General features: G+C 71.4%; 22 protein-coding genes and 1 pseudogene. 7 read left to right on the top strand and 16 right to left on the bottom strand.

Annotated elements, in window-relative coordinates; translation table 11 throughout:
- Positions 1-120: 120 nt before the first annotated feature.
- The 9 genes from ACZ7L5_RS32500 to ACZ7L5_RS32460 form a co-directional block, all read right to left on the bottom strand.
- The gene (locus tag ACZ7L5_RS32500; RefSeq protein ID WP_328884035.1) at positions 121-351 is read right to left on the bottom strand and encodes a DUF6480 family protein; all 231 of its coding nucleotides are present in this window, start codon (positions 349-351) and stop codon (positions 121-123) included.
- 47 nt (positions 352-398) lie between these two features.
- The gene (locus ACZ7L5_RS32495) at positions 399-821 is read right to left on the bottom strand and encodes a CBS domain-containing protein (protein ID WP_362385500.1); all 423 of its coding nucleotides are present in this window, start codon (positions 819-821) and stop codon (positions 399-401) included.
- 197 nt (positions 822-1,018) lie between these two features.
- The gene (locus tag ACZ7L5_RS32490) at positions 1,019-1,858 is read right to left on the bottom strand and encodes an oxygenase MpaB family protein (protein ID WP_471521247.1); all 840 of its coding nucleotides are present in this window, start codon (positions 1,856-1,858) and stop codon (positions 1,019-1,021) included.
- A gap of 68 nt (positions 1,859-1,926) precedes the next feature.
- Positions 1,927-2,415 carry an MSMEG_6728 family protein gene (locus ACZ7L5_RS32485; RefSeq protein ID WP_471521245.1) on the bottom strand — a complete coding sequence of 163 codons (489 nt, stop codon included), beginning with the start codon at positions 2,413-2,415 and terminating at the stop codon, positions 1,927-1,929.
- A 3-nt stretch (positions 2,416-2,418) separates the two neighbouring features.
- On the bottom strand, positions 2,419-4,038 hold the full coding sequence (locus tag ACZ7L5_RS32480; RefSeq protein ID WP_471521243.1) for a phytoene desaturase family protein: 1,620 nt from the start codon (positions 4,036-4,038) through the stop codon (positions 2,419-2,421).
- On the bottom strand, positions 4,031-4,540 hold the full coding sequence (locus tag ACZ7L5_RS32475) for an SRPBCC family protein (RefSeq protein WP_471521241.1): 510 nt from the start codon (positions 4,538-4,540) through the stop codon (positions 4,031-4,033). Before ACZ7L5_RS32475 ends, ACZ7L5_RS32480 begins: the two co-directional genes overlap by 8 nt.
- 86 nt (positions 4,541-4,626) lie before the next feature.
- On the bottom strand, positions 4,627-5,649 hold the full coding sequence (locus ACZ7L5_RS32470) for a BtrH N-terminal domain-containing protein (protein WP_471521239.1): 1,023 nt from the start codon (positions 5,647-5,649) through the stop codon (positions 4,627-4,629).
- Positions 5,646-6,455: a MerR family transcriptional regulator gene (locus ACZ7L5_RS32465; RefSeq protein ID WP_471521236.1), complete on the bottom strand. Its 810-nt coding sequence runs from the start codon at positions 6,453-6,455 to the stop codon at positions 5,646-5,648. Before ACZ7L5_RS32465 ends, ACZ7L5_RS32470 begins: the two co-directional genes overlap by 4 nt.
- 91 nt (positions 6,456-6,546) lie before the next feature.
- Positions 6,547-6,984, bottom strand: a complete 438-nt coding sequence (locus tag ACZ7L5_RS32460; RefSeq protein WP_471521526.1) for a PPOX class F420-dependent oxidoreductase — start codon at positions 6,982-6,984, stop codon at positions 6,547-6,549.
- A gap of 191 nt (positions 6,985-7,175) precedes the next feature.
- Here ACZ7L5_RS32460 and ACZ7L5_RS32455 point away from each other — a divergent pair.
- A pseudogene (locus ACZ7L5_RS32455) lies at positions 7,176-8,988 on the top strand (FAD-dependent monooxygenase).
- A 60-nt stretch (positions 8,989-9,048) separates the two neighbouring features.
- On the opposite strand, the gene ACZ7L5_RS32450 reads toward ACZ7L5_RS32455, so the two are convergent.
- Positions 9,049-9,285 carry a hypothetical protein gene (locus tag ACZ7L5_RS32450; protein ID WP_471521234.1) on the bottom strand — a complete coding sequence of 79 codons (237 nt, stop codon included), beginning with the start codon at positions 9,283-9,285 and terminating at the stop codon, positions 9,049-9,051.
- A 107-nt stretch (positions 9,286-9,392) separates the two neighbouring features.
- On the opposite strand from ACZ7L5_RS32450, the gene ACZ7L5_RS32445 reads away from it, so the two are divergent.
- On the top strand, positions 9,393-9,767 hold the full coding sequence (locus ACZ7L5_RS32445) for a DUF2255 family protein (RefSeq protein ID WP_471521232.1): 375 nt from the start codon (positions 9,393-9,395) through the stop codon (positions 9,765-9,767).
- Here ACZ7L5_RS32445 and ACZ7L5_RS32440 read toward each other — a convergent pair.
- Positions 9,729-12,392, bottom strand: a complete 2,664-nt coding sequence (locus ACZ7L5_RS32440) for an AAA family ATPase (protein WP_471521230.1) — start codon at positions 12,390-12,392, stop codon at positions 9,729-9,731. The two genes, ACZ7L5_RS32445 and ACZ7L5_RS32440, sit on opposite strands and share 39 nt — an antisense overlap.
- A gap of 173 nt (positions 12,393-12,565) precedes the next feature.
- Between ACZ7L5_RS32440 and ACZ7L5_RS32435 the strand changes: the two genes are divergently transcribed.
- From ACZ7L5_RS32435 to ACZ7L5_RS32425, 3 genes are all read left to right on the top strand, one after another.
- Positions 12,566-13,885, top strand: a complete 1,320-nt coding sequence (locus tag ACZ7L5_RS32435; RefSeq protein WP_471521228.1) for an MFS transporter — start codon at positions 12,566-12,568, stop codon at positions 13,883-13,885.
- Positions 13,882-15,225, top strand: a complete 1,344-nt coding sequence (locus ACZ7L5_RS32430; protein ID WP_471521226.1) for a carotenoid oxygenase family protein — start codon at positions 13,882-13,884, stop codon at positions 15,223-15,225. The genes ACZ7L5_RS32435 and ACZ7L5_RS32430 overlap by 4 nt, the downstream gene beginning before the upstream one ends.
- A 188-nt stretch (positions 15,226-15,413) precedes the next feature.
- The gene (locus ACZ7L5_RS32425; RefSeq protein WP_471521224.1) at positions 15,414-15,881 is read left to right on the top strand and encodes an SRPBCC family protein; all 468 of its coding nucleotides are present in this window, start codon (positions 15,414-15,416) and stop codon (positions 15,879-15,881) included.
- A 19-nt stretch (positions 15,882-15,900) separates the two neighbouring features.
- On the opposite strand, the gene ACZ7L5_RS32420 is transcribed toward ACZ7L5_RS32425, so the two are convergent.
- On the bottom strand, positions 15,901-16,974 hold the full coding sequence (locus ACZ7L5_RS32420) for an alkene reductase (protein ID WP_471521222.1): 1,074 nt from the start codon (positions 16,972-16,974) through the stop codon (positions 15,901-15,903).
- Between the two features lie 116 nt (positions 16,975-17,090).
- Between ACZ7L5_RS32420 and ACZ7L5_RS32415 the strand changes: the two genes are divergently transcribed.
- On the top strand, positions 17,091-17,468 hold the full coding sequence (locus tag ACZ7L5_RS32415; RefSeq protein ID WP_328884025.1) for a MerR family transcriptional regulator: 378 nt from the start codon (positions 17,091-17,093) through the stop codon (positions 17,466-17,468).
- A gap of 27 nt (positions 17,469-17,495) precedes the next feature.
- Here ACZ7L5_RS32415 and ACZ7L5_RS32410 read toward each other — a convergent pair whose 3' ends face one another.
- A complete protein-coding gene (locus ACZ7L5_RS32410; RefSeq protein ID WP_471521524.1) occupies positions 17,496-18,332 on the bottom strand; it encodes an endonuclease/exonuclease/phosphatase family protein in 837 nt (278 codons plus the stop codon).
- Between the two features lie 289 nt (positions 18,333-18,621).
- Here ACZ7L5_RS32410 and ACZ7L5_RS32405 point away from each other — a divergent pair, with 289 nt between their 5' ends.
- Complete coding sequence (locus ACZ7L5_RS32405; protein ID WP_471521220.1) at positions 18,622-20,046, top strand: Gfo/Idh/MocA family protein; 1,425 nt, start codon at positions 18,622-18,624, stop codon at positions 20,044-20,046.
- Between the two features lie 48 nt (positions 20,047-20,094).
- Here the strand turns inward: ACZ7L5_RS32405 and ACZ7L5_RS32400 are convergent, their stop codons facing one another.
- The 3 genes from ACZ7L5_RS32400 to ACZ7L5_RS32390 form a co-directional block, all read right to left on the bottom strand.
- The gene (locus ACZ7L5_RS32400) at positions 20,095-22,188 is read right to left on the bottom strand and encodes a SpoIIE family protein phosphatase (protein ID WP_471521218.1); all 2,094 of its coding nucleotides are present in this window, start codon (positions 22,186-22,188) and stop codon (positions 20,095-20,097) included.
- A 227-nt stretch (positions 22,189-22,415) separates the two neighbouring features.
- Positions 22,416-23,243, bottom strand: a complete 828-nt coding sequence (locus ACZ7L5_RS32395; RefSeq protein WP_471521216.1) for a class I SAM-dependent methyltransferase — start codon at positions 23,241-23,243, stop codon at positions 22,416-22,418.
- Positions 23,244-23,515: 272 nt separating this feature from the next.
- On the bottom strand, positions 23,516-23,932 hold the full coding sequence (locus ACZ7L5_RS32390) for a hypothetical protein (RefSeq protein WP_471521215.1): 417 nt from the start codon (positions 23,930-23,932) through the stop codon (positions 23,516-23,518).
- Positions 23,933-23,970: the final 38 nt, after the last annotated feature.

Raw genomic sequence — 23,970 nt, 5'->3', positions numbered from 1 at the left:
CCTGCGCGTTTGAGATGCAGCTCGCACAAACGAGCGTAAGTGAGGGGGCCTCTGGGCGCTCGGGCAGCCGGAGACCCCGGCCCCGGTTTCGCCGTCGTATGCCGTGCTCGCCCGCCGACGCTACGCGATCAGGTCCACCGCCATCGCGATCAGCCCGATCGCCACCAGCGCCACGACCAGCATGATCAGGACGATCGGCATGGGGCCCCAGCCCCTGCGCAGCTCGGACTGCGGATAGGAGATGGCGGACGTGGTGTCGTCCTCGGCGGGCGGGGTCTCACCGGGTGGTACTCCCCTTTTTCCGGGGTCGTGTCCTGGGGCTCGTGTGGGCTCGCGATCAGGGTTCGTCATGGCGCGCCCTCCTCTCGATCTCGGGCCGGCCACGGGGCGTTGCCGGTTCACTGGTTGGGGCGCGCGGCGCTGATGTCGCCGAGGGCCGAGCCTGGATCACGTTCCATGGCGAGGTCGGCGAGGGCGACTATGCCCACCGGGTGGCTTTCTCGGTCGACGACAGGCACACGCCGCACGGAATGCTCGCGCATCACCTGCACCGCGAGAATCAGGTCGTCGTCGGGTCCCACCGTGACCAGGTCCTCGCTGCACGCCTGGGCCACGGTCGTACGGTCCGGGTCGCCGCCCTCGGCCACCGCGCGTACCACCAGGTCACGGTCACTGACCAGCCCGCGCAGCCGCCCGCCCTCGGTGACCAGCACCGCGCCGATGTCCTCGTCGCGCATCATCCGGGCCACCGCCTGCACCGAGGCCTGCGGTTCCACGGTCATCGGGTCGGTCGTCATGACGTCGCGGACATGCTGAGTCATGGGAACGTCACTCCGCGAAGTTGGGGCGGTGCCGTTCACCGCCGTGCAGCCACCGAGTACCCGCGGACGACCCGGCTGCCACGTCCTCGCCGGCCCTCATCAACTGCCGCGGACATACGTCGGCCGTGCGGGCAAAGAGGCAGGGCGGGTGCCCCGCCCGGGTCGCACAGGACGCGTACGCAGCCAGCCGTCGCTCCTCAGCGGTGCATGGCCCAGCGGATGGTCCGGGTCAGTGCCTGGCCGGTGGGGCGTACGGCGAGGTCCTCCACGACCGGGAGCCGCGGCAGCCACAGCATGTTGCGGGTCCAGGGCGGGAGCAGTGCGACGGCGTTCGCGGCAAGGCCTCCGTAGAAGGGACGCAGCGCGAGGGGCAGGGGCGGCTGGAAGAGCAGGAAGCGGGCGGCGGCACGGGCCTCGGGACCGGCCCGCAGTTCGGGCCGGTACGCGGACAGCCGCTCGACGAGTTCGCGGCGGTCGCGTGGCGGGTCGATCACCCCCAGTGCCTCCGCGATGCGTGCCGCGTCGGCCACGTACGCGTCGTAGGCGGCGTCGTCCAGCGAGTGTGCTCCGTAGCGTTCGTGGGCGCGCAGGAAGCTGTCGGTCTCGGCGGCGTGCACCCAGCCGAGCAGGTGTGGATCAGCCGCGTGGTAGGGCAGGCCCTCGGCCGTCGTCCCGCGGATCCGTTCGTGGATGCCGCGAACGTGGTCCACGGCCTGCTGGGCGTCCGTAGCGGTGCCGTAGGTCGTCACGGCCAGAAATGAGCTCGTGCGCTGAAGTCGGCCCCACGGGTCGCCGCGGTATCCGGAGTGACCGGCCACGGCCGCCATGGCGAGCGGATGAAGGGACTGCAGCAGCAGTGCGCTCAGTCCGCCGATGAACATCGAGGCGTCACCGTGGACCGTGCGGATCGGGCGATCCGGGCCGAACCAGCGCGGGCCGGGCGTGTCATGGATGCGGGCGCGTGTGGCCGGGCCGTCGGGGCCGGCGACGCGGCGGAACAGGGCCTGGCCCAGTTGGTCACGGACTGAGGTCAGCACGGTCGGCCTCCCCTCTCCTGCTGCCAGTGTCCGCGATGCCGACCCGAAACCGGCCATGCCCGTGCGCCTCACCTGCCGGTGGGCACGTACCGGGGTTCACGGTCCGATGCCGGCCACACGTAGGGCAGGTCGTCGGGGACGCCGGAGAACAGGTCGCCGTACACCTCGCGGTCCTTGCGGACCAGTGCCGAACGGTGGCTCTCGTGGAAGGCCTCGTCGCCCAGCCAGGGCGGCAGCTCACCTGCGGCGGCCAATTCCGTCTGATCGCGTACGGCAACGCCCGGTCGGTGCACGGCCAGTCCGGCGACCAGGGAGGCGGCGCAGCTGTCCCGGTGTCCCTGCTCCCGCCAGACCCGACAGATCTCCAAGCCGTACCGGACGAGGGCCTCCTCGTACCCGGTCCACATCCGAACGGCCGGGTGCCGGCGCCACCCGTAGCCGGGGACGGTCAGACCGCGCAGGACCTGGAGCGCCTCGACCCGCTGCTTGCCCAGTCGGCGCCGGTCGAGGAGCAGGGCCGTCTGCCGGAAATCGGGGTGGGGCAGGAACGTCTGCATCAGTCAGTGCGCGGTTCCGGTGCGGTCACGTCGGCTCAGGAGTCGTTGGGCACGCGCGAGGCCGGGTGGCCGGTGGCGGTGCAGGGCGGCCCGGGCGGCATTGGCTCCCGGCGCGCCGTGCACGCCGCCGCCCGGGTGTGCCCCGGCGGAGGACAGGAAGAGCCCTGGGACGGGGGTCTCGGGGCGCCCGGTGCCGGGCACGGGGCGGAAGACGAGTTGCTGGTGGATCGCGGTCGTGCCGCCGTTGATCGCTCCGCCGCACAGATTGGCGTCGAGTGCCTCGAGGGTGGGGGGCGCCAGGATGCGTCGGGCGCGGATCAGCGAGCGGAAACCGGGCGCGAAGCGTTCCACCTGGCGTTCGACCCGGTCGGCCATGAGTTCCTGGTCCTTGGTGTCCCAGCGGCCGGTGATGCCCTCGTCGGCGGCGTCGGCGGCGATCTCGCGGGACACGTGGGTGTAGGCCCAGGCTGATTCGGTGCCCAGCGGGGAGCGGGTGGCGTCGGCGGTGGTCATCTGGCCGAACAGCAGGAAGGGACGGTCCGGGACCTGCCGCATCGCGATCTGTGCGGCGAAGCGGGTGAGTTCGTCCATGCCGTCGGCCAGGTGGACGGTGCCTGCCCGGGACGCCTGCTCCGCCTCCCAGGGCACCGGGCCGTCGAGCGCCCAGTCCACCTTGAACGTGGCGAAGTCCCACTGGAAGCGACGCAGGTCGTCCAGGAGCTGGTCGGGCACGTGCTCGGGTTCGAGGAGATCGCCGTACAGAGCGGGAACCGACACATCGGCCAGTACCGCCCGGCGTGCCTGTACCGCGTCGCCGACCGCCGTACGCACGCCGACGGCCCGCCCGCCGCGCACGACGATCCGCTCGACCCGCTGCCCGCAGCGCACCCGCACGCCCCGGGCCTTCAGGCGCAGCGTCAGAGCCTGGGTCAGGGCGCCCGAGCCACCGACGGGGGTGGGGAAGCCGTACGTCTGTCCGAGCATGGCCATCAGCCAGCCGAAGCCGCCGCTGCCGGCCGACTCCGGGGCGAGGTCGGCGTGCAGGGCGTTGCCGGCCAGCAGCAGCCGGCCTCCCTGACCGTCGAACTCCTCCTCCCCCAGGCGGCGCACCGGCAGTACCAGGGAGCGTGCCATGCGCAGACCGCCCGCGGCCCGCAGCCGCAACGCCAGCCGTGCCGCGGAGCGCACGGGCGGGAACGGGGTGAACAGAGAGTTCAGCAGGTCGGGGTGCAGGCGCTGCCACACGCCATGCAGCCGCTCCCACGCGGCTCCGTCGCCCGGTGCGAAGGCATCCAGGGACGCCGCAGTGGTGCCGATGTCCCGGTCCAGCACGGCACAGCTGCCGTCGGTGAGGGGATGCGCCAGCACACTGGGCGCGTGGCTCCACCGCAGCCCGTAGTCCTGCAACCGCAGGGCGGACAGGACCGGGGAGGCGGCTGCGAGCGGGTAGAAGGAGCTGAAGACGTCGTTGACGAAGTCGGGGTCGACGCCGCGGTCGTGACGGACGGCGCCGCCCGGCTCCGGCTGTTCCTCCAGCACCTCGACGCTCCACCCGGCGTCCGCCAGCACGTTGGCGGCCACCAGACCGTTGGGTCCGGCGCCGATCACCACGGCGTCAGGCACGACCGGCTCCGTCCACGCCCGGCACCGCCGACGCGGCCGGTGCCCTCCGTGGGGCGCGACGGGCGTCCTGCGCCTCGCTCTCGCAGAGCCGGGCGAGGCGGGCGAGCATCGCCCGGTGGCGCAGTTGGATCAGTGCCTCGAAGCCCATGTTGTGCAGCCGGCCGCCCGCTCCCTGGAGGGGGTGCTCGTCCACGAGCACCAGGCACTTTTCGCCCCACGGCCGCAGCTCGATCGCGATACGTGCCGTGCCCAGCACACCGGCGTAAGCCTCCAGCTCCATGGCCACACCGGGCTCGCAGCGGCGAACGACCGTCTCGTTGAACAGCCGGGCGGGGCCGACCCGGACCTCGTAGCGGATCGCGGCGTCGGTGTCCGGCCACCGCCCGCGAAGCGGCTCGGACCGCGCGGTCCCCACCACCCACTCCGCATACCGTCTGCCGTCGGCGAGTACGGCCCATACGGCACTCGGGTCGGCGTGGATCAGACGATGGCGAACGGCCATGGAGACCTCCAGGGTGCCTCGACCGGATTGCCCGTCGGCCACGCCCGAGTGCCCGCGCATCACGGGTCGAACCGGTTCCATCGACCTCAATCGGCTCTTGCGGGAGGTGCCGGATTCCGGGCCGGTACGGTCAGACGGCTCAGGGACCGCATGGCCTCGCGCTCGATGCGGGAGAGATCGTGCAGGACGGCGCCTGCCCGGTCGAGGCACTGTGCGTCGCCTGATTCGCCGGCCTTCGTGATCAGTGCCGCGGCTTCCGTCCACAGCGTGGCTGCCTCGGTGTACAGCCTGTGTCCGGCGCGCAGGTGATCGCTGTCGAGCAGGTCGGTGCATTCGGCGAGGAAGTCGCGGTAGAGGTTGCGGAACAGTGCGCCGCCGGTGCCGGCCTTCTCCATCATGAGGGCTGCCTGTGGCAGGTCCCGGTGCGGGGCGTCGGTGCGCTGGAGCCAGGTGCGTACCAGCTTGCCGGCCTTCTCGATGCCGCGGTGGCCCAGGTTGGCGATGGGCGGGTCGAGGAAGGCGTCGGCACAGGCCGTGATGGCGGCAGTGATCCGGACCTGGGGGGAGGGCAGGTCCGTCGGAACGGTGAGTGTGAAGGACCGGTGCTTGGCGGTCATCGGGCCGCGTGCGGCTCTTGCCTGCGCGAGGCTGGTCAGGCTCGTGGTCACCGCTCCGCCTTGCTGGTCGGTGTCCACCAGGTAGGCGTCGTGGTCGTCGTAGCCGTACATGGCGACGACATGCCCGCCGAAGTGCACCTTCGACCCGAAGTAGTCCAGATGGAAACTGTCGAGCTGCAGTCCGACGGGGTGGCCCGAGTCGATGGGGGCTGCCACGTTCTCCCACGCCCTGCGGGGGGAACCGGTCTCCCGCACGACGAGCTCCAGCCCGAGTCTGGAGGCGAGATTCCTGGTGAGGTCGAAGGGCTTCACTCGTCCCCCCAGGAAAGGGAAGGCCATCTTCTTGCTGTCCCAGTAGACGAAGGACAGACCCGAGCCGAGGCCGAAGAGCATGGGCTCGGAAAGATCGAGCCCTTGGGTGCGCAGCAGCACTCCCAGAGCTGTCGTCTCGCAGTGCTGCGTGCCGCGGGCGTCGACGTCCAGCAATGTCATGCCGTGCTCTCCTGGATCGGGATGATCAGCCGGGTCAGCAGGTCTTCCGGCGGCGCCTCGGCCGGCCCGACGAGGTAGGCCTCGCGTGCGGGTGCTTTCGGGTGCAGCCCGCGCTCGTGGATGACGGCGAAGAGCGCGTTGTAGGCCAGGGGCAGCTGTGCGTACGGGCCGACGTGCACCGTCTCGGCCACGGGTCCGCCGGGCAGCACCTCGAAGTCAGGGACCGCTTCCGTCGCCTCCCCCGGCGGCGTCTGGACTCCCACGGCGATCTCCATGGGCTCTTGAAGGTCCAGCGGGTACAGAGCCCACAGGGGCGGCTCCCAGGCGACCCCGGCCCGGCCGAGCCCGGGCAGCAGCCGCGCCACGCACTCTGCGACCTTCTCCCCGATCTCCGCCGGGGTGCAGCCCGCGCGCACGACGGCCAGGCGCCGTTCCGGTTCCTGACTCATCGTCACCTCGTAGCCGGGCAGGCCGCGTTCTGCCAGTCGCTCCAGCATCCTCAGCCGTGCCTGGTCCTTGCTGATCCGTTCGGCCAGCCGGTCCCGTTCGGCGCGCAGGATCTGTGCCCTGGACTCGGGTTCGGCGGCGAGGGTACGGGCGATCACGGCCAGCGGAAGATCCATGTCCCGGAGCAGGGCGACGGTCAGGGCGTCGCGTGCCTGCTCGGGCGCGTAGTAGCGATAGCCGGAGGCGGCGTCGACGTGGACCGGGGTCAACAGCCCCGTCTCGTCGTAGTGGCGCAGCTGCTTGACGCTGAGCCGGCACAGTCGGGCGAAGCGCCCGATGGTGAGAAGTTCGTCCCGCACGCCATCATGGTGGACCCTCCCACGGTGGGAGGGTCCACCCCTTTGCGATTACGGCCCGGGGTCGCCGCCGTCTTGCTCTGCGGGCGGGTTGTCAGCCGGAAGCCTGGTCGCTGTCCTTCATCGCGCCCCAGCCGTGCCGGCGGTCGACCTCGATCCAGGCGCTCACGCGGGCCCGGACACGGTCGGGGTAGGGCTTGCCGATGTGGTGCGTGGCGAGACGGTCGATGTCCTTCAGGTCCTCGTCGTCGTGCGTCTCGACGACGCGGCCGATCAGTGTGATGTGCGTGTACCAGTCGTCGCCGTCGGGGACGGTGAGGGTCACGCGCGGGTCGCGGCGCAGGTGCTTGAGGCGGACGCGGCCCTCGTCGAGGCTGATCAGGACGCGGCCGTCCTCCCACAGGTACCAGGTGGGAGTGGATACCGGTGTGCCGTCCGAACGCAGGGTCGCCATCACGCACGGGTTGGCTCGGCGCAGCAACTCCACGGCCTCCGAGGGCAGCGGCGGCTTGGAATCAAGCGCTCCTTGGATCGTTCGGGCGGGATCTCTCTTTGATCAGTCGTGTGCCCGTTTCCCGACGATGGTCACGCCGGACCGGGCCGATCTACCGCGGCGGCGACGTGTCAGCGGCCTTCGGTGCCCCCTGTTGAGTCGCTCGTCCCGTGTCGGCGGTGGACGATTGAGGCAAGGCAGAAGGGGGGCTCTCCTGGCGGGAGACGCCTGTGGTGGACACGGATGTACTGATCGTGGGTGCGGGACCGGTCGGGCTGACCGCGGCCGCGGAGCTGCGGCGTCAGGGTGTCGCCTGCCGGCTCATCGACAGGCTTCCGGCCCGGTTGCCGTACGCCAAGGCGGTGGGCGTGCAACCTCGGACGCTGGAGATCTGGGACCGGATGGGCATGGTGCGTGCCGCTCTGGAGGTCGCCGTGCCGCTGCGCGGACAGCTGATGTACGCCGACGGGGTCGAGCAGGCCCGCATCGAGCTGAGGCTGCCGCCCGAGGTCCCGTACGTCTTCGCGTCCCTGCCCCAGGTACGAGACGGAGCGGATCCTCGAGGAGCATCTCGCACGGTTCGGCACCGGGATCGAGCGGGGCACCGAGCTGGTGGGGTTCACACAGCACGAGGACGGGGTCGTCAGCCGGATCGTCACGGCATCCGGCACCCAGCAGGAGCTGCGGTCACGCTTCCTGATCGGCTGCGACGGGGCGCACAGCATCGTCCGCAAGCAACTCGGACTCGCCTTCGAGGGGGGCGCTTTTGCGGAGGAGTACATGCTCGCCGACGTCGAGGTGGACTGGGGTCTTCCCCAGGGCTACGGGGTGCGGGCCATGCACCACGACGCCGAGGGCCGCATCGACGATGCCCTGGTCTGCATCCCGCTGCCCGGCGATGGCCGCTACCGCATGTCGATGCTGGTACCTGACGAGTTGTCGGCGAATGGCGAGGGCACCGGCGGGGCCGCGTCGCGGGAGACGGTGGCCCACGGGCTGGAGGGCGGACGCGCGCCCCGCATCGAGCACGTCCAGGCGGTCCTCGACCGGCTGGCCCCGGAGCCCACCACCGCGTCCGCCCTGCGCTGGTCGTCGGTCTTCCGCATCAGTCACCGCCTCGTCGACCGGTACAGCGTCGGCCGGGTCTTCGTCGCCGGGGACGCCGCGCACATCCATCCGCCCACCGGCGCCCAGGGCATGAACACCGGTATCCAGGACGCCTACAACCTCGCGTGGAAGCTGGCCCTGACGCTGACGGGCGACGCTCATCAGCAACTCCTCGGCAGCTATAACGCCGAGCGCCGGCCTGTCGGCGAGGAAGTCGTCGGCCGCACCGTCCGGCATGCCACCGAGGGCATCCGGGCGCCCTCGCAGGACATGAAGACGGTGATGCTGCGCGAGGCGCAGCTACTTGTCGCCTACCCGGACAGTCCGGTGGTCGCGGCCGACGGCGCGGGCGTAGGGGCAGGGGCAGGGGCAGGGGCAGGGGCAGGGGCAGGGGCAGGGGCAGGGGCAGGGGCAGGGGCAGGGGCAGGGGCAGGGGCAGGGGCAGGGGCAGATAACGGCGCCTCGGAATCGCCAGGGTCGAGCGCGGGGAAGGGGCCAGGGCCGGGTGAGCGGGCTCCCGACTGCCGCAACCTCGTCGCAGGCGTGGCCGCGACTCCGCTGCGCCTGTATGACCTGCTGCGCGATCGCGGTCACGTCCTCGTGCTCTACACCGACTCGGCCGACGCGCTCACCGCGTGCCGCGAGGCCGCCGCCACCGCCCACCGGCTGGCAGGCGGCAAGGTGGCCGCGTTCGTTGTCGCCCGGCACGAGCACACGGCGGAAGCCGCCCGCGCGCAGAGCGATGCCGACGGCCTGCACCTGCCCGCCTTCAGCGACGGCGCGGCGGAGTTCGAGCAGTTGTACGGCGTCGACGGCCCGACGGCCTTTCTCATCCGCCCGGACGGATATCTGAGCGCACGGCTGTCACCGCTGGCTGCTCCCGGGACCGTGCCCGCGCTGGCCCACGCACTGGGACGCGTCTTCCACCTGCCGTAGCCGCACGGGACGCGGACAGGAACATCGCCGTTCTGACGCGCGGGGCCCCCGGCGCCCTGGTCAGTCCCAGAGCGAGATCGCCAGCATCAGCGCGGCGACCGGGATCAGCAGCCATGGCTCGGCCAGGACCGCGAGCCCGGTGAAGATCAGGGCGAAGTACGCCAGTGCCTTGGCGGCGCGCCGTTGGGTCTTGCTCTTCTTGGCGCCCCTGTTCTCCGTGGCGCCCTGGCTCTCCTTGGCGTCCTCGTTCTTCTTCGAGGCCGTGTCGGTTGCGAGGTTCATGTCGGTGTTCGTCATGCCACTCACCCTCGTTCCGAGAGCGCCACTCTCGCGTCGGCGAAGCCCGCCTATGTAGGTGATGACCACCGACGCGTAGGTAGTGCCGGCACGGTGAAGGTGGGTCCATGGACACGGTCATGGACGCGGCGGAGATCGACTTGCGGGTACGGCATGCGGACGGCCGGTGGTCGGCCAGGACGGTCTGGGTGGTGGTGGTCGACGGGCAGGCGTATGTCCGCTCGGCTTTCGGACGGCGCAGTGCCTGGTACCGGCGCGTCCTGCGGCAGGCGGACACGCAGGTGGAGGTGGCCGGGGTCCGGCGGACCGTCATCCTGCAGCCGGTCGACGATCCCGGGCTCGTCCGGCGCGTCTCCGATGCCTATCGGGCCAAGTACGGGCTGCGGTGGCCCGGACCGGTGGAGTCGATGAACGGGCCCGAGGCGGCGGCCACCACCCTGTGGCTAGCGGATGCCCGGCAGGTCTCGCAGTTGCCTGCGTGAGGTGAGCTGAAGCTTGCGGAAGATGTTGCGCAGGTGCGCGTCGACCGTGCGTGGGCTGAGGAACAGTTTCGCCGCCACCTCCTTGGAGGTGGCGCCGTCGGCGACCAGGCGTGCGATGTGCACCTCCTGCATCGTCAACTGGTCCGATGCGTTCGACGTGCGGCTGCGGGCCTGCTCGCCCGTGGCGCGCAGCTCGCCGGCGGCGCGCTCGGCGAAGGCCTCCAACCCCAGGCCGGACAGCGGCTCGTGCGCCAGCCGCAGCGCGGACCGGGCGTCACGCCGGCGGCCCTGACGGCGCAGCCACTCCCCGTACAGCAGATGGGCGCGGGCCCGGTAGACGACGAGCGCGCTGTCGTCGAGCAGGGCGATCGCCTCCTGGTAGGCGGACTCGTCCTCGGTGACCAGGGCACGCGCGTAGGCCTCGACGCCGAGTCCCCACGCGTGGCGGCCTGTCTGCGTGCGCTGTTGGAGCGAGGCGAGGGCCGCGGCGGCGGCATCGGTGTCGCCGCAGCGCGTGGCGGCCTCGACCAGTTCGGGCAGGGCAAGGCCGGCCGTGCCGACGGCGCCGTACTCGATGGCCTGTTTCGCCGCGTTCAGCGCCGCGGGATAGTCGGCCAGGCCGTTGTGGAGTACGGCCGTCGCCCACTGCACGCTCAGGCTCATCCGGTGGTCCACCGTTGCGAACAGCTCGGCGGCCTCCTTGTGTCGTCCGCGCAGCGCCGCCAGATGCAGGCGCGGGTAGACGAGCGGGGCCGCGCCGGTGGCGTCGGCGATCGCCTCCTCCTCGGAGATCAGCTCCATCGCCGTACCGAAGTCGCCGGTGTGGACGTTCGCGGTGGCCTGCATGGCCAGTGCGATGGGCAGCGCGTGGAAGGAGCCCGACTCGCGGCCGGCGGCGACCGCACGGGTGGCGATGGCGTGCAGCGCGTCGAAGTTCCACAGTTCGGTGGCGACCATGAAGCCCAGCGACGGGCGTCTGACCCACACCTGGTCGTCGGTGTCGCCGAGGACCGGCCTGAGGATCTCCCCCGCCGCCGCATGCCCGTCGCCGACGAGGCTGATCAGGCCGGTCAGGACCGCCGCCGCGGTCGATACCGGATCGCCCGACGGCGGGGCCGCCTTTCCTGCGGTCTCCACCACCTGGACGAGGCCGCCGAGCAGCAGGCCCATTTCGATGGCGTCCAGATAGCACTCCCGCGACCAGGCAGGGTCGGTGGCCGCCAACCCGGCGGCGGCGCGCAGGAGATGGGCGGTGGGTCCTTCGTCGCCGCGGCGGCGGACGAACGACAGTCTCCCGCGCAGCAGGTCGGCCCTGGCGGCCTGGCCGGGGTCGTCGGTGGGGACGGTGGTGAGCAGGGCGGCCGCCGTGTCGAAGTCGCCCACCGAGAGCTTGGCCGAGGCCGCCGCGAGGACTCGCTCGGCGCGCTGGACCGGGCTGATGGTGAGCGCGGCGGAGCGTTCGAGGAAGGCCGCCGCCGCGGCGAGGCCGCCGCGTTCCTGGGCGCGGGTGGCGGAGACCTCGAGCTCGGCGGCGACCTCCTCGTCGGGGCCGGCACTGGCCTGGGCGCGATGCCAGGCCCGCCGGTCGGGATCGGCGACCGGGTCGGTCACGGCGGCCAGTGCCTCGTGCGCCCTGCGCCGCTCCTCCGGGGCTGCGGCGCGGTAGGCGGCCGAGCGGGCGAGGGGATGGCTGAAGCGGATCCGGGTGCCGAACTCGACCAGTGGGACGGACTGTTCGGCGGCCGCGTCGACACCGAGGAGCGCTGCCGCACGCCACAGCAGCCCGGGATCACCGATGGGGTCGGCGGCGGCGACGGTCACCAGCAGCCGGGCCTCCGGCGGCAGTAGCTCCAGTCGGGACCGGAAGCTCTGCTCGATCACGCCGGGCACCGAGTCCGGCTGAGCGAAACCGCCCGCCATCCCGGCGAGACCGGCGGTCCTGGGAAGCTCCAGCAGCGCGAGGGGGTTGCCGCGCGCCTCGGCCAGGATCCGGTCGCGCACCCGCTCGTCCAACGGGGCGCGGACCGCCGCGGCCAGCAGCGCGCGGGCATCGGATTCGCCAAGTCCCTGAAGCGAAAGGGCGGGCAGCCCGTCCAGTTCGGGCAGACGGCTGGGCTCGCGCGCCGCGAACACGAGGGCGATTCGTTCGGCCGAGATCCGGCGGGCCAGGAAGGCCAGCGCCTTGGCGGACGCCTGGTCCAGCCACTGTGCGTCGTCCACGACACACAGCAGCGGGCGCTCCTGCACGGTCTCCGCCAGCAGGCCCAGCGACGCGACGCCGACCAGGAACGGATCGGGTGTGCCGGTGTCGAGACCGAAGGCGATCCGCAGCGCCTTGCGGTGCGGCGCGGGCAGCTCCGTCAGCCGGCCGGTGACGGGGGCGAGCAACTGGTGCAGCGCGGCGTACGGCAGCTCCATCTCGAACTCCGCCCCGGACGCCCGCATCACGAGGAATCTGGTCGCGGCCTCATCCAGATGCCGCAGCAGCACGCTCTTGCCGATGCCCGGCTCACCGCGCAGGACCAGGGCACCGCCCCGGCCCTGACGCGCCTCATGGAGCGAGGCGTTGAGCCGCCGTATCTCGTCCTGACGACCGACCAGCACATCCGTGTTCGTCTCGGGCATGATCGACAACCTATGCGGTCGTGCGCCGCGGGGGAATCGGGGAAAGCCCTGAGTCGTACTCAGTCGTCGGCCGCCACGAGGCGTGTGATCCGCCCTCAAGAGTCTCCCGCAGGGAACCGTATAGGCGATGACTGCCGACGCGAGCGGTAGGCGCCCGCTGCGAGTGTCGAGTCATGACCCGCACCGCACCGCACACGACCGCCACCACCGGCTGGATACCGCTGGCTGTCCTGGCCACGGCCCAGTTCCTGGTCGTGCTGAGCACGTCGATCGTGAACGTCGCACTGCCCCAGATCCGGGCAGGGCTCGATCTGTCGGACGCCGGCCAGGCGTGGGCGGTCAACGCCTACGTACTGGTCTTCGGCGCGCTGCTTCTGCCGGGCGGGCGCGCGGGTGACGTGTACGGCCTTCGCCGCGTGTTCCTGATCGGCATCGGCCTGTTCGCCCTCTCCTCGCTGGGCGCGGCACTGGCTCCCAACGCGAGCGTGCTGATCGCCTGCAGGGCCGTGCAGGGCATCGGTGCCGCGCTGCTGGCGCCCACGGCGCTGGCCCTCGTGCTGACGCTCTACCCCGGCGGCAGGCGGCGTGGCACCGCGCTCGGGGTGTGGGGTGCGGTCTCCGGTGCCGGCGGCGCGGCGGGCGTGCTGCTCAGCGGGCTGCTCACCAGCCTGTACGGCTGGCGTGCGGTGTTCGTCGTGATGGTGCCGCTCGCGCTGGCCGTCCTGACTGCCACTTGGCTGCTGGTCGGGGCCGACCGGCCGCGCGGCGGAAGCCTGGACGCGGTGGGCACGATGACGGTGACGGCGGGGCTGGTCACGCTCACCTATGGCCTGTCAGGCCCTTGGCCCCTCGCTGTGATCGGGCTGGCGCTGCTCGGTGTGTTCGTGGCGCTCCAGCGCCGCGGCGCCGATCCGCTGCTGCCGGCGCGCATGAGCGTGGTGGCGGTGCCCAATGTGCTGATGGCCCTGCTGGGCGCGGTCTGGCTCGGCCTGTTCTACTTCCTCCCCCTCTACCAGCAACGCGCCCTCGGCTACTCGCCGTTGGAGGCCGGGCTGACCCAGCTGCCCCTCGCCCTCACGATCACCCTCTCGTCGTGGGCCGTCGGCAAAGTCTCCGGCCGCCATGTGCTCCCCATGGGCCTGCTGGTCCTCGCGGCCGGACTGGCCTGGCTGTCCCGAACCCCGGCCCACGGCACCTTCCCCGTGGACCTGCTCGGCCCGACGCTCCTGATCGGCGCCGGGCTGGGAGTGGCCTTCGTCCGGCTCACCGCGATGTCCTCCACCGGCGTCGCGGCAGCCGACAACGGCCTGGCCGGCGGGCTGGTCAACGCCACCCGGCAGATCGGCGGAGCCGTCGGCCTGTCCTTCCTGACCCTGCTCCCCTCCCCCGGCGCGGCCTTCGCGACCTGCGCCGCCCTGGCCCTCCTCATCTCGGCCCTCTCGGCCTGCTCGGCCCGCTCGGCCGTCTCGACTCCCTCGACACGAAAGGCATGACCATGACCCTCGACAAGCCGTACGTCAGCGGCCACTTCACCCCCGTCACCGACGAGATCACCGGCCACGACCTGAAAGTGCGCGGCACCCTTCCGCCCGAGCTCAACGGCCGCTACTTCCGCAACGGCCACAACCCCAAACCGGGCATCACCCCCACGCACTGGTTCCGCGGCGAGGGCATGATCCACGGCATCCGCCTCACCGACGGCCGGGCCGAGTGGTACCGCAACCGGTGGGTGCGCACACCCTTCCTGGACGGCGTCCCGTTCACCGGAACCGAGCTCGAAGTCAGCGCCGCCGCCACCAACATCATCTTCCACGGGGGCCGTTACCTGGCCCTGCAGGAGGCCAACCTGCCCTACGAGGTCAGCGCCGAACTCGACACCATCGGCGTGCACGACTTCGGCGGCAAGCTCACCAGCGCGATGACCGCCCACCCCAAGGAGGACCCGGCAACCGGCGAGCTGCACTTCTTCAGCTACAGCCCCTTCGCGCCGTACCTGACCTACTACGTGGCCGACCCCGCCGGCGACATCGTCAAGTCGGAGGTCGTCGACGGCTCCGGCCCGTCGCTCATGCACGACTTCGCCATCACCCGCGAGCACGTGGTCTTCATCAACTCGCCCGTCGTCTTCGACCACGCCGAGCACTCCGGCATCCCCTACCGCTGGCACGACGACGTCCCGCTGCGCATCGGCGTGATACCGCGCGCCGGGGGCAGGACCACCTGGTTCGAAGTGGCCGACCAGGCGGCGCTGTTGCACGTCGCCAACGCCTACACCGACGCGCAGGGCCGGATCGTCCTCGAAGCACCGCGGTTCGACCGTTCCGCCTGGGAGAACTCGTGGAAGTGGTGGGTCGGTGCCCCCGGCTACGGCACCAGCCCCGACGCCGGCTCGACGATGTACCGGTGGCTCATCGATCCGGCCACGGGCAAGGTCAGCACCGAGTCACTCAACGACCTGGCCACCGAGTTCCCGTCGATCAACGACGCCCACACCGGTTCGGCCCACCGCTACAGCTACGCCATCGCCTTCCCCGGCGCGGGCCTGTCGGGCTACCACACCGTCAAGTTCGACACCCTCACCGGCAAGGAGAAGCTGCTCGCGCACGGCGAGGGCCGGATGCCGGGGGAGGCCGTCTTCGCACCCGCCGAGGGCGCAACCGGCGAGGACGACGGCTATCTGCTCACCATCGTCAGCGACCTCACAGCCGACGCATCGGAACTGCTGGTCCTGGACGCGAGCGACCTGAGCACCGTGGCCGCCGTCGAACTCCCCCGCAGGGTGCCCGCCGGCATCCACGGCCACTGGATCCCCGACGCCGAACTGCCCGCCTGACCCACCGGAGCCGGCTCGGGCATCGGGTCCCGACCGCCTCACCGATACGGCCCGGGGCCGTCGCCCCCTCCGGAGGCCAAGGCCTCCAGCTCCCCCACTCGGCCAGACTCGCCCGCCCCGCCCCAGCAGCCCGGGCCGCCGCCCACTCCCCCACGGCGGCCCGGGCACCCCGACACAGAGGAGCTGCCATGATCTACCCCACGACCATCGACAAGCACGCCCCCGTCGTCGCCGACCACTCCATCCGGATCGCCGCTCCCCTCGAGCGGGTCTGGCAACTGCACACCGACATCACCTCCTGGCCCGCCTGGCAGCACGCCATCACCGAGGCCCGGCTCGACGGCCCCATCGCACCCGGGAGCACTTTCCACTGGGCGACCGCGGGCCTGACCATCGACTCCACCATCTACGCGGTCGACGCCGAGCGGCACCGCATCCTGTGGGGCGGCCCCGCTCACGGCATCACCGGCGTGCACGAGTGGACGTTCACCGAGGACGGCGACCGGGTCGTGGTCCGCACCCGGGAATCCTGGGCCGGCGCTCCGATCGACGCCGATCGGGACAACCTCGCCGCGGCGCTGGACGACTCGCTCGCTTCCTGGCTCGACGCCCTGAAGAAGGCGGCGGAGGCGGCGGCGGCGCAGTGGGGCCTGTAAGACGCCGGTCCCTTGGCGGCTACGCCGAGTGCTGGTAGGCCGAGTACGTGAGATAGCCGTTGTCGCCGCCCTGGAAGTACGTCGCGTCGTCGGCCGGAGCGATCGGGAGGCCGGTGCGCAGACGCTCCACCAGGTCGGGATTGGCGATGAAAGCGCGCCCGAAGCTGATGAGATCTGCTCCCAGGTTCAGCCAGTGGTCGGCGTCGGCCCGGCCGGTCTGCTTCGGCCCCATCGGCAGAACCGGGTTCATGACGAGGGTGCCGGACCAGGCCCCGCGCAGGCCGAGAAGCGTCTCCTCGTCGGTGGTGGCCTCAAGGTGGACGTAGGCCAGGCCGAGCCCGGACAGCTCGGTCAGGAGCGCGGTGTAGAGCTCGGCGACGTCGGTCTCCTCGATGCCCCAGAAGGCGCCTCCGGGGGAGAGACGGATGCCGGTCCGGTCCGCGCCGATGGCTTCGGCGGTCGCGGCGGCCGCCTCGACGGCGAACCTGATCCGGTTGGTCACCGAGCCGCCGTACCGGTCCGTCCGCAGGTTGGCGTTGGAGGAGAGGAACTGCGAGATCAGATAGCCGTTGGCGCCATGGAGTTCCACACCGTCGAAACCGGCGTCGACGGCACGGCGTGCGGCGTCAGCGTACGACTGGACGTGCTCGGGCACCTCGGCCGTGTCCAGGGCGCGCGGAGTCGGCGCGGGCAGCGGCCCGTTGGGGGTGAACACCTCACCGAGGGCCGCGATGGCCGAGGGGCCGACGGGCCGCATTCCGATGGTGTCGGGGTGCGAGACACGTCCGCCGTGCATGATCTGGGCGAAGATCCGGCCGCCGTTGGTGTGCACCGCATCGGTCACCGGGCGCCAGGCGGCCACCTGCTGGTCGGTGTACAGCCCCGGAGTGCCAGGGTTGGACTGCCCGACCAGGCTCGGCTGCACCCCCTCGCTGACGATCAGGCCGGCCGTTGCCCGCTGGGCGTAGTAGCGCGCCATCGACGGCGTCGGAAGTCCGCCCGCGGCGGCCCGTACACGTGTCATCGGCGCCATCACCACGCGGTTGGGCAGTGCCAGGGTGCCCAGTCGGTAGCCGGAGAAAAGGGTCGTCACGTCACGTCTCCTTCGTCATCGGTCGTGCCCGCATCCGGGCACGTCGGCTACGCTAAAACCTGACATTGACGTCAGAGGCAAGGGTTGTGCTCCGGATCACAACGGGGAGGGGCGCCATGCGTATCGGCGAGCTCGCGGCACGGGCCGGAGTCAGCGTCAGATCCCTGCGCTACTACGAGGAACAGGGCCTGCTGTCCAGCACCCGCAGCGCCAGCGGACAGCGGCACTACTCGGAGCACCACGTCGACCGCGTGACGTTCCTTCAGCGGATGTACGCCGCGGGTCTGTCCAGCCGGACCATCTCCGAACTGCTGCCCTGCGTCGACTCACCCAGCGAGGAGACGTCCGACGCCGCGCTGGAACGCATGGCAGAGGAGCGCGACCGGCTCTCCGAGCACATCGAGGACCTCATCCGCACCCGGGAAGCCCTCGACACGTTGATGGCCACGAACCGGGCCCACCGAAGGCGCCTGAAGTCGGCCGCGACGGGCTGAGCCCGGGACGAGTGGCGCAAACAGCCCCTAGGCGTCCAGGTCGGCGTACTGCAAGTGGTGGTCCGAGTACGGGCTGGGATGAACACGGTGCCCGTGCGGGACGATGCCTCGCAGATAGATGTAGTCGAACTTGGTGTGCCAGTCCGTGGTCGTCCGGCAGGTGCCGACGGGCGAAGGGTGACACTGGGGGTCCGCGTCCACGGCCAGGTCCCACATCCGGGCGAGTTCGGGAGCGTCCGGCACAGCGTTGAAGTCGCCGAGAACGACGGCGCGGTCGTGTCGCGCGACCTCCGCGGCCAGCACGCCGACCTGGGCCGCCCGGACTTCCTCCTGACGTCGATGGGCGAGGTGGGTGTTGAAGACCCGGGCAGGTCGGCCGTCCACCATGGTGGTGACCGCCATGTACCCACGGTCCTCCGATCCTCCGTCGGGGTACTCCACGTTGACGCGGTCCGTCATCGGCGCCGCCGAGAGGACCGCCTGGCCGTAGGCCCCCGGACTCCACGGCACTCCCCCGCAGCGGCCCCAACTCCGAAGAACCGTCCCGTACTCGACGTGGTAGACCAGCCCGTGAAGGCTCTCCAGGTACTCCCGGATCCTCTCGACGTCACGCACGCACGCTTCCTGCATGCCGATGACCTGGGGCGCGTACGCGGCGATCTCCGCGGCCCGGTCGACGTTGCCGACCTCGCAGGGGTTGCAGATGTTCCACGTCATGACCCGGTTCGGTACGACGTCCTTGACGGCTTCGACGGGCACCGACCTGGCGAAGAGGGCACCGCTCGGTGCACTGGGGCCGACGAGCACCATGCAGGCGACGATCACCGCGGCCGCGAACAACCGCGTGCCCCTTACGAACACCATCGCCTCCTCGATCCGGATGCCCACGGCATCTGACGTCTCCACATACGAGGTTATGGGACGGGGTGGTCAGCAACACCTGCTTCCGCTTCTTCATCAGGCTCCCTACCCAGCCCCGTACCGACCGGGTCGGCGGCCCGCCAACCACCCATCGATGCTTGTTCCTGCTCGGAACTGCTCTCTATCGAGCACGTATTGACATGAACCGTCGAAGCCCGCAGAGTCATGCCCCGACAGTCCCCACAGTGCCCCGGCAGTGATGCAAGCCACCTCAGCGAGGAGTGTTGCCGTCATGTCCGAAACACCCGCTGTCTCACGCCGACTGCTCCTCGGCGGAGCCGTCGCCACCGGCGCGGCCGCGGTCGGGATGACCGCCGCGGCCCCGCCCGCGGCCGCCGCGACCGGACAGGTGCCCCGCCGCCGTCCCGGACAGAAGTCGATGATCGGCGTGCCGTTCCAGGTCCACAGAACTGTCCGCGTCGGTGTCATCGGCCTGGGCAACCGCGGCGGAGGCATGGTCGAGAGCTGGGCGGCCGTGCCCGGCTGCACCGTGACCGCCGTCTGCGACATCCGCGCCGACCGCGCGCGCCGCGCCGCCGACCGGCTGGTGAGCAAGGGCGAGCCACGCCCCGCCGAATACGGCGGATCAGCCGACTCCTACGCCCGGATGCTCCGGCGCGACGACATCGACCTGGTGTACATCGCAACGCCGTGGGAGTTCCACTACGAGCACGGCAGAGCCGCACTGCTGAGCGGCAGGCACGCCGTGGTGGAACTCCCCATCGCGACCGAACTGCGCGAGCTGTGGGATCTGGTCGACACCTCCGAGCGGACCCGCAGGCACCTGCTCCTCGCCGAGAACTGCAGCTACGGCCGCAACGAACTGGCCATGCTGAGGATGGCGCACGCCGGCCTGTTCGGCGACATCACCAACGGCCATGGCGGCTACCAGCACGACCTGCGTGAACTCCTGTTCTCCGACACGTACTACACCGACTCCTGGCGGCGGCTGTGGCACACCCGCAGCACCGCGTCGCTCTATCCCATGCACGGGCTGGCCCCGATCGCGGCGGCCATGGACATCAACCGCGGCGACCGGATGACCACCCTCGCCGCCACCGCGACCGCCCCGAAGGGCCTGGCCGACTACCGCGAACGCTTCGTCCCCCGCGACCACCCGTCCTGGAAAGAGACGTACATCAACGGTGACCTGGTCACCTGCCTCATCGAGACCGACAAGGGCAGGATCATCCGGGCCGAGCACGAGGTGAGTTCGCCCCGGCCGTACAGCAGGATCAACACCCTCGCCGGCAGCCGCGGGATCGTCGAGGACTACACCGGGCCCGCCCCGACCGGCGCGCGCGTCTATCTCGAACCGGATCACGGCGGCCACACCTGGCGCGACTTCGCCGACTACCGCAAGGAGTACGACCACTGGCTGTGGCAGAAGGTCGGTGACGACGCCGCGAACAACGGCGGCCACGGCGGCATGGACTACGTCCTGCAATGGCGCACCGTCCAGTTGATGCGCGCGGGGCTGGTGCCCGACATCGACGTGTACGACTCCGCTGCCTGGTGCTCGGCGGTCCCGCTGAGCGCGGCGTCCCTGGCGAGGAACGGCCGCCCCGTCGAGATCCCGGACTTCACGCGCGGCGCCTGGTCCGCCAAACGCCCGGGACTGGACTCCAGCCCCACGGAGATGCCACCGGTCGGCTGAGCTCACGCCGCGCGCGGCCTTCGATCGGCGCGGCGGCGTCAACGGCCATCAGACCGAGCCCTCGGGCCCCGTGGTGCCGGAGAGTTCCTGCTCGGCCCAGATCGTCTTCCCCCGCGTGCTGAAGCGGGTCCCCCATGCCTGAGCCAGTTGCGCGATGATGAACAGGCCTCGCCCGCCCTCGTCGGCCGTGGCGGCGTGGCGCAGGTGTGGGGCGGCCGAGCCGGCGTCCCGCATCTCGCAGGTCAGGGTGCGGTCATGGATGAGCCGCAGTTCGAGCGGTGATCTGCCGTACCGGATGGCGTTGGTGACGAGTTCGCTGACGATGAGCTGGATGTTGTAGGCGGTCTCGTCATCCACGTTCCACGCGGCGAGTTGCCGGCGCGTACGACGTCGGGCGTCGGCCACGGACGCCGGTTCGGGGTCCAGCGGCCATGCGGCGCACCGGTCTGCGGGGAACGCCCGGGTGCGCGCGACGATCACCGCGGCGTCACTGACGCCCAGATCCGCCGGAAGCGAGTAGACGAGGGCGTCGCCGAGGTCCTGGAGCGGGCGGTCGGCGTATGCGGACACGTTGGCCAACGGGCCGGGGAGTTCGGCCAGATACGAAGTGAGGAGCGGGTCGCTGGCGAACACCAGGACGCTGCCGGCCGGCACGTCGATCTCGACGGCCGCGAAGGGCGCGCCCTCCGAACTCCCCAGTCTGGGCCCGGCCGGTGCGCCGTGGAGGGACACCGTCCCGTCCGGCCGTACGACCAAGGGGGCCAGTCGGCCGGCCGCCGCCATCGTGCACGTGCCGGTCAGAGGGTCGTGGACCGCGTACACACAGTCGGCGGTGAGCGCTTCTTGGCGCAGCGGGTCGCTGAGCGGGAGGTGAGCCCGTTCGGCGGCGAGGCGCCCCGCCGTGTCGTGCAGACGGGCGAACAGCTCGTCGGGGGTGAGGTCGAAGGCCGACAGGGAGCGTACGGCGGTGCGGAGCTGTCCCATGATCGCGGCCGCGTGCACACCGCGTCCCGACACCTCGCCGACAACGATCGCTGTGCGGGCACTGGAGAGCGTGGTGGTGTCGTACCAGGCACCGGGATCGGCACCCGTGACGGAGAGATAGGCGGTCTCCAGCCAGGCGTGGGCTTCCGGCCGGCGGGGCAGCAGTTGACGCTGAACCGTCGCGGCGATCGTGTGTTCACGCGTGTAGCGCCGTGCGTTGTCGATGCACAGTGCGGCGTGCGTGGCCAACTCGACTGCGAACGCGCAGTCGTCCTCGTCGAATGCCGGCGAGTGCTCCGTCCGGTACAGGCTCACGATTCCGAGGGCGGTGTCGCGCAGCGTCAGGGGAACCACGAGGAGGGAATGGGCTCCGGATGACCGGATCGCCTCCGCGAGCGCGGGATCGGCGGCCGGCCACGACGTGTCCGGCCGCAGCTGGACCACTCTCGGCCGCAGGTCGGCGAGGGCCTGGGTGAAGGGCGTCGGACCTGCGAGGCGGTGGATGTCGCCGACCGAACGGGCAGGCGGCGGCCGTCTGCCGGCGCCGTGGAACGCGGTGCGTATGACGTGCGTGCCGGTGGGCGGCGGGACGAGAGGGGGATCATCGCCGCGGAGCACGGCGTCCACCACGTCCACGACGGCGACGTCAGCGAACGCGGGGACCACGGCCGCGGCAAGTTCCTCGCCGATCAAGGCCGGCTCCAGCGTGCGTCCCACCCGCTCCCGCACCACGTCGAGCATCCTGGTGCGGGCCAGGCCTCTCTCCCGTTCGGTGACGTCGACCGCGGTGACCGCCACCCCGAGCACCGAGCGCTGGGAGTCTTCCAGACGCAAGGCGCTGACCTCGAATTTCCGCTCCTGCGCAATTCCCTCGACATGCGCCCGGACGATGCGCCGGCGCAGGGGGACCCCGGTGTCGAGTACGTCCCTGAGGAGCGCCTCCACGTCGTCGTCCACGAGGCTGTAGACCTCACGGACCGGGCGCCCCCGGAGGTCGTCCATGGACAGGTTCCGCATGCCAGGAGTGGCGGTGTTGACGCGCAGCACCCGCAGGTCCGTGTCAATGAGGTGGAGCCCTACCGGGGACTGCGTGAACAGCGCCTCCAGCATCAGGGCGGCTGCCTCGTCGACGCGCCCGCCGGGATCCCTGTGCGCCACGGGACCCACCTCCGAGGTACTGCGATCACCCGGGGGTACGGCTGCCCCATGTCCCAGCGTGCTCCACGGTCGGCAGGACCGCACCCGCAGACTGCCCGCCGGAGGCCGGTCCGCCCCCTGACCAGCTCCCCCTCCCCCTCTCCGGCTCTCCGGCTCTCCGGCTCTCCGGCCCTCCCCCTCTCCGGCTCTCCGGCCCTCCCCGTCTCCGGTGCCTCAGGCGTGCGTACCTACGCCAGTCCCGCCTCGGGCTTCCATCCCCACGCGGTGAGCATGCCGGCCGACAGCGCGGCGCACTCCTGCGAGTCCAGGTACCGGATCGCCGTATCAATATCCGCGTCGTCGACCAGGCCGGTCGCGAGCATCGCCGTTCTGCTCCGCTCCCAAGTGTCCGCCCAGAAGCGGCTGATGGGGCTGCCCGGCACCAGCGGCGGCACCTGGATCTCGGCGGCGACAGGCACGAGCCCGGCCCCGCGCAGCAGGTGCGGGTACGACGGCACCCAGGAGACATCGGTGCCGATGCTGGCCCCCAGCCCCTGCCACATCGCCCGCATCACCTCGGTGTACGGCGTGCCGGGTGTCCGGTCGCTCGTCAGGTCGACGGCGTCGCTGAGCACCAGCACACCGCCGGGCGCGACCAGTTCGGCCAGTGCTGTGATCAGCCGGTCGTGCTCGGCCAGGTGCATCAGCACGAAGCGCGCGTGGACGAGCCGGAACGTGCCGGAGACGAAGTCCGGGGCCGTGAGGTCGGCTTCCAGGACATCCAGCCCGCGGGCGGGCCGCGCGGTGAGGAAACGTACGTCACGGTCGACCGCCAGCACGCTGTCGACTCCGGCCTCGCCCAGGAGCCGACGGGAGACCGTGCCCGTTCCGGCACCCACGTCGAGGCAGCGCCAGCCCGGGCCGACCCCCAGCGCCCGCAACCGTCCCATGGTGATGTCGTCGTAGGCGAGCGCACCGAAATCGATACGTTCGCCCTCCCCCGCCTGTTCGGGGCGGAAGACGTCCTCGCCGTAACGGCCGCCGCCCCGCGCGCCCCCTCCCGCTGCGGCGGTCACGCCGCCGCCCGCGCGGCATCGAGCGTGCGACGGGGTTCGCCGGACTCCATGTCCCTGATCATGACCGACCTCTTCAGACAGTCGAGCGATACCGGGGCGGCACGTCCCACGGCCGCCGTCCTGACGATCCTCCACCGGGGGCCGCCTGCGCAGCCGAGGCGCGCCGGGCGCGCGCCGAACGGCCCAAGGACGCCGCGGCCGGCAGCGCGAGAACGCCCGGGCGCACGAGCGGCACAGCCGCGCGTCCATGCGGCTCGCAACCCGCCGAGTGGCTAGACCCGGCGCCCGGGCCGAGTAGTGCGCGCGAGCAGCACCGTCGCGCCCGCCGCCGCGCCCGCGACCCCCAGTACCCCGGCGACCCGCCTGCCCTCGGAGGACAGGAAACTGCGCGAGGAACGCCAGGAGAGCGCCGACCAGGTCGACTGGGCGGACAGCACCGAACCGGTGCTCAGCCACGAGCCGAAGGACAGCAGCGACAGGCTGGAACCGATGGAGCCGACCGACAGAGCGCTGCCGATCGAGCCGATGGAGAGAGCGGACCCGACGGAGCCGACGGACAGTACCGATCCGACCGAACCGATCGACAGCACGGAGTCCTGCGACCACAGCGACAGCACTGCCTGGGTGGCGCCGGCGCCGGCGCGGGCGCACGGACGGTCCGGGGCCTGGGCCTGATACGGCTTGCGCATGGACAGCATCCTGCCCGCGGACCCCGGCGCATGCCAAC

Source organism: Streptomyces sp. NPDC107528, assembly GCF_055639295.1.
This window is presented reverse-complemented; position numbering and strand designations above follow the sequence as displayed.